The organism is uncultured Shimia sp., assembly GCF_913054185.1.
Classification (GTDB): Bacteria; Pseudomonadota; Alphaproteobacteria; order Rhodobacterales; family Rhodobacteraceae; genus Shimia.
On record NZ_CAJXIV010000156.1, the window covers coordinates 1 to 4,361 of the forward strand.

Consider the following 4,361-nt stretch of genomic DNA (forward strand, 5'->3'; position numbering starts at 1 on the left):
TTTTCCACCAGTGTGGCGCCACGCACAACGCGGGCAAATTGCACCCAGTCAGACAATCCAATCGCCACGATCAGCACCCAGATCGCCATCTGATCATGGTGCTGAATTGGAATGACACCTTTGGCAATCCCAAAGATCAACATGGCCACCAGAATGGCTGGGAAGGTCAGCTGCACATCCGCAGCCCGCATGATGATGGTTTCGACCCAGCCACCAACGTAACCAGCCACAAGGCCCAGCGTGATGCCCAGCACCATGGCAAAGCTGACAGCCGCAAAACCCACAAACAGCGACACACGCATGCCGTAGAGAATGGTGGAGAACACGTCCCGACCTTGGTCATCTGTGCCAAGCCAGAAGACATCGCCAGTGAAGTCGTTGGGCGCCATCGGTGCGGTGAACCCGTTCATCAGATCCAGAGAGCCGGGATCAAACGGATCATAGGGTGCGATCAACGGCGCAAAGGCTGAGCTGAGCACCAGAACCATCACCGCAATGAAGGACACCACGGCCACAGGAGACCGGCGGAAGTTGTAGAAGAAATCACTGTCCAGCGCTTTGGCCAGACGGGACTGCGGAGCGGTTGAAGTTTGGTCAGACATCAGTGCGCCCCCTTCCCATCCGTGCGCAGGCGCGGATCAATTGCGAAATACAGCAGGTCAACAATCAGGTTGATACCCACAAACATCACCGAAATCAGCATCAGGTAAGCAGCCATCACAGGGATGTCGACAAACTGGATCGCGTTGATGAACAGCAGGCCCACACCTGGCCACTGGAACACGGTTTCCGTGATGATCGCAAAGGCGATGATCGACCCAAGTTGCAGGCCTGTTACGGTGATCACTGGGACCAGCGTGTTTTTCAAAGCGTGGCGGAAATTCACCGTGCGCTCTTTAAGACCACGGGCGCGGGCAAAGCGGACATAGTCCTGCCGCAGCACTTCGAGCATCTCAGAGCGCACCAGCCGCATGATCAAGGTCATTTGATAGAGACCCAGCGTGATCGACGGCAAGATCAAGGCTTTAAGCCCCGATGAGGTCAAAAGCCCCGTGCTCCACCACCCAATATGGACGACCTCCCCTCGTCCAAATGAGGGGAGCCATCCCAGCTCCACCGAGAACAAGTAGATAAGTAAGATACCTATGAGGAAAGTGGGCAGGGACACCCCTATGAGCGAGACCGACATGATCATATTGGCAAGGAAGCCATCTTTGCGAATGGCCGTGAACACCCCAAGCCCGATGCCAATGCTGATCGCCAAAAATCCACTGACCGCAGCCAATTCCAGCGTCGCTGGCGCACGTTCTACAAGGATCTCTGCCACCGGCCGACCTTGGCGAAAGCTTATGCCAAAATCACCCTGAACGGCTTTTTCGAGAAACTTGTAATATTGCACAGGAAAAGGCTGATCCAGCCCCAGATCCGCCCGAAGGCGGGCGATGTCAGCATCGGTGCGTTCCTGACCAAGCATGTTGTCGATTGGATCCCCGACAAACCGAAACATGCTGAAGGCCACAAGGCCTACGACCAGAAGAACCAATGCAGACTGTAGTACTCTTTTTAAGACATACGTCAGCATCACTGCGTCCCTTTATTTTTTATTAACGCGAGCCTTGCGCTCTCAAAGGGCGCAGGTCAAGTGCAGCGCACGAGGCAGCGAACATTGCTCGCTGCCTCATTTTTAGGCAGTATTATTGCACGTTCACCCACCGCAGGATAAAGAAATTATCCGGGCGTTGGGTCAGGGTGACGTTGTCCCGTGTGCCCCAAACCAAAGGTTGCACATACATCGGCACATAGGCTGTTTCCGCCTGCAGAATCGCTGCGGATTCGTCGAGCATCATCTGGCGTTTGCCGTCGTCGATCTCCGATTGGATCATTGGCAGCATCTCGTCGATCTTGGCGTTGGAGTATCCGCCAAAGTTCCAGCTTCCGAGTTTCTTCTCAGAGTTTGGCGTGTGTGCCAGGAAGCGGATTGGGTGCTCCGCATCAAACGTGCCCGGGGACCACCCCAGCAGATACATGTCAAAGTTATCCGCACGCAGCTCCGGCCAGTAGTTGGAGACCGGCATCGCATCCAGTTGCGCGTCGATGCCAACTTTTGCGAGCATGGAAGTCACCGCCTGACACACCGCTTCGTCATTCAGATAGCGGTTGTTTGGGCATTTCAAACCAAAGGAGAAGCCATCGGCATAGCCAGCTTCTGCGAGCAGCGCCTTGGCACCATCCACATCATAGGCTGGGCGGTCCATATTGGCCGAGGAGTAGCCGCGCATCGCCGGGCTAACCAACTGGCTTGCTGGTTCCGCGTTGCCGCGCATGATGGTTTTCAGGATCGCATCGACGTTCACAGCCTTGGACACGGCTTCCCGCACGCGGGCATCTTTGAACGGGTTTGGTTTGCCGGCATCCGCGCCGTATTTCAGAACGTCGGACTCCTGAGCAAAACCCAGCATGATCACGCGGGCTTCAATGCCTTGAATGACCTGCACGCCGTCTTGGCCTTGCAGACGCGCCGCATCCTGGATTGGTACCGGGTTGATCATGTCCACTTCACCAGACAGCAGCGCCGCCACGGCTGTGGCCGGGTTCTGAATCGGAGTGAATTCCGCCACGGTGATGTTGTGGGTGGCCTCGTCCCACCAGCCGCCAAATGGCTTGAGCTGTGTGCGCAGTCCAGGTTCGCGCTCAGTCACCATAAAGGCGCCAGTGCCGTTGGCGTTTAGCGTGGCGTAATTGCCGTTTTCCTTATCAGGCAGCGCGGCGTTGTTGGCTTCAGCCCAGCCTTTGTCCACGATCATCCAGTTGGCGATGCTGTCCGGGAAAATTGGGTTTGGAGCTTTGGTCAGGATGTCGATGGTATTGGCATCCACCATCTTCACCTCCGACACTGGCGCAAACCAGCTGCGGGTGTCTGACACTTCGTTGGAGGCACGCTCATAAGAGAACAGCACATCTTCAGCGTCAAACGTACTGCCATCGTGGAAGGTCACGCCCTCACGCAGATGGAAACGCCAGCCTTCACCGTCGCCAATCGGTTCCCAGCTTGTCGCCAGCGCGGGCTCAATCGACATATCCTGCCCACGGCGCACCAAGCCTTCGTAGACGTTGTTCAAAAAGCCCAAAACCGGCGCAGAGTTCACCGCATGTGGGTCCATGGTTTGTGGGTCGGTGGTGCCGGCCCATTTGAAATCTTCAGCTGCAACCGGTGCAGCACAAACAGCGGCCAGAACGGCCGCGCTTAACATGTGTCTCATGACATTTCCCCTGTTCTTCGTCGCGCGATGGACGGCGCGAGTGCATAAGACAGTGTCGCTCCAAGGGGATAGCAAAAGCAAGATCAGCACACTTTTTTGTGAACAAGTTAAGCCATTTCTTCGAAACGATTTCCTTCTCCGGGTCGCACATAAAGCCAACCTCACAAAGTTTCGTTGGGATGATTTTGCGCCTTGTGCAACCATGGCGGTACATTTTGTATTGAGGTGATGACATGATTGAAGTGATTGAAGCAGGTGGACCAGGATTTCTCGAGGTCCATATGACAGCCCCCATCACAGAAAGCGACTACACCGACGTGCTCACCCCGGCGATTGACCGCGCCATTGAGCAGGCTGAAAACATCCGCCTTCTGGTGGTCTTAGACGGCGGACCGGGGGACTTTACGGCAGGTGCCATGTGGCAGGACAGCCGCGTGGGGTTCAAACATTGGCGCGGTTTTGACCGCTGTGCCATAGCGACCGACGATGCCACCATGAAACGCCTGATTTCAGTTTTTGGTGTTCTGATGCCTTGTCCTGTAGCAATGTTTGGCCTGTCTGAGGCCGAGGATGCCCGCCGCTGGCTGCGCGAAAGCCTAGGATCCATTCAAATTGACGCGGCGGATGACAGCACGGTTTGTGTCCGACTGATGGGCAAACTTGACAGTGAAACCTATGAAGGCAAGTCCGAAGATCTGGACAATCTGCTTGCGGGCAAAAGCCAATTTGGCTTGGTGATAGACCTGCGTGAATTTGACGGCTGGCAAGGTTTGGGCGCTTTGCGCGATCACTTGGCCCTTGCAAGCGCCCATGTGAAGCAATTGACCCGCGCCGCAATTGTTGGGGACGCCGGCTGGCAAAACATGGCGGCCAAAGTGGGTAAACATATCTCTGGCGTTGATGCCCAGCATTTTGCCGCCGAGGACTTTGACAAAGCGCTGGCCTGGGTTCAGGCGAGCACCTGACGCCACAACATCTTCCCACTCCAAGCAAAAAGGCCGCCCATTGGGCGGCCTTTCCATCGTCTGTTGTAAGAATTACGCTAAGCGCAATTACTCAACGATTTTGGATACAACACCGGACCCAACAGTGCGGCCGCCT

At 55.7% G+C, this 4,361-nt stretch carries 4 protein-coding genes; 1 reads left to right on the forward strand and 3 read right to left on the reverse strand.

The genetic code is table 11. The features are described from left to right. The 3 genes from QZ517_RS19660 to QZ517_RS19670 form a co-directional block, all read right to left on the reverse strand. Positions 1-602 (reverse strand): ABC transporter permease (locus QZ517_RS19660; protein ID WP_294230639.1); only part of this gene is annotated, 602 nt, incomplete at its 3' end. Further along, a complete protein-coding gene (locus tag QZ517_RS19665; protein WP_294230642.1) occupies positions 602-1,582 on the reverse strand; it encodes an ABC transporter permease in 981 nt (326 codons plus the stop codon). The genes QZ517_RS19660 and QZ517_RS19665, both read right to left, overlap by 1 nt. 112 nt (positions 1,583-1,694) lie before the next feature. Beyond that, entirely contained in the window at positions 1,695-3,251 is a 1,557-nt protein-coding gene (locus tag QZ517_RS19670) for an ABC transporter substrate-binding protein (protein WP_294230649.1), read from the reverse strand. 242 nt (positions 3,252-3,493) lie between these two features. Between QZ517_RS19670 and QZ517_RS19675 the strand changes: the two genes are divergently transcribed. Continuing rightward, on the forward strand, positions 3,494-4,225 hold the full coding sequence (locus QZ517_RS19675) for an STAS/SEC14 domain-containing protein (protein ID WP_294230646.1): 732 nt from the start codon (positions 3,494-3,496) through the stop codon (positions 4,223-4,225). Positions 4,226-4,361 lie beyond the last annotated feature (136 nt).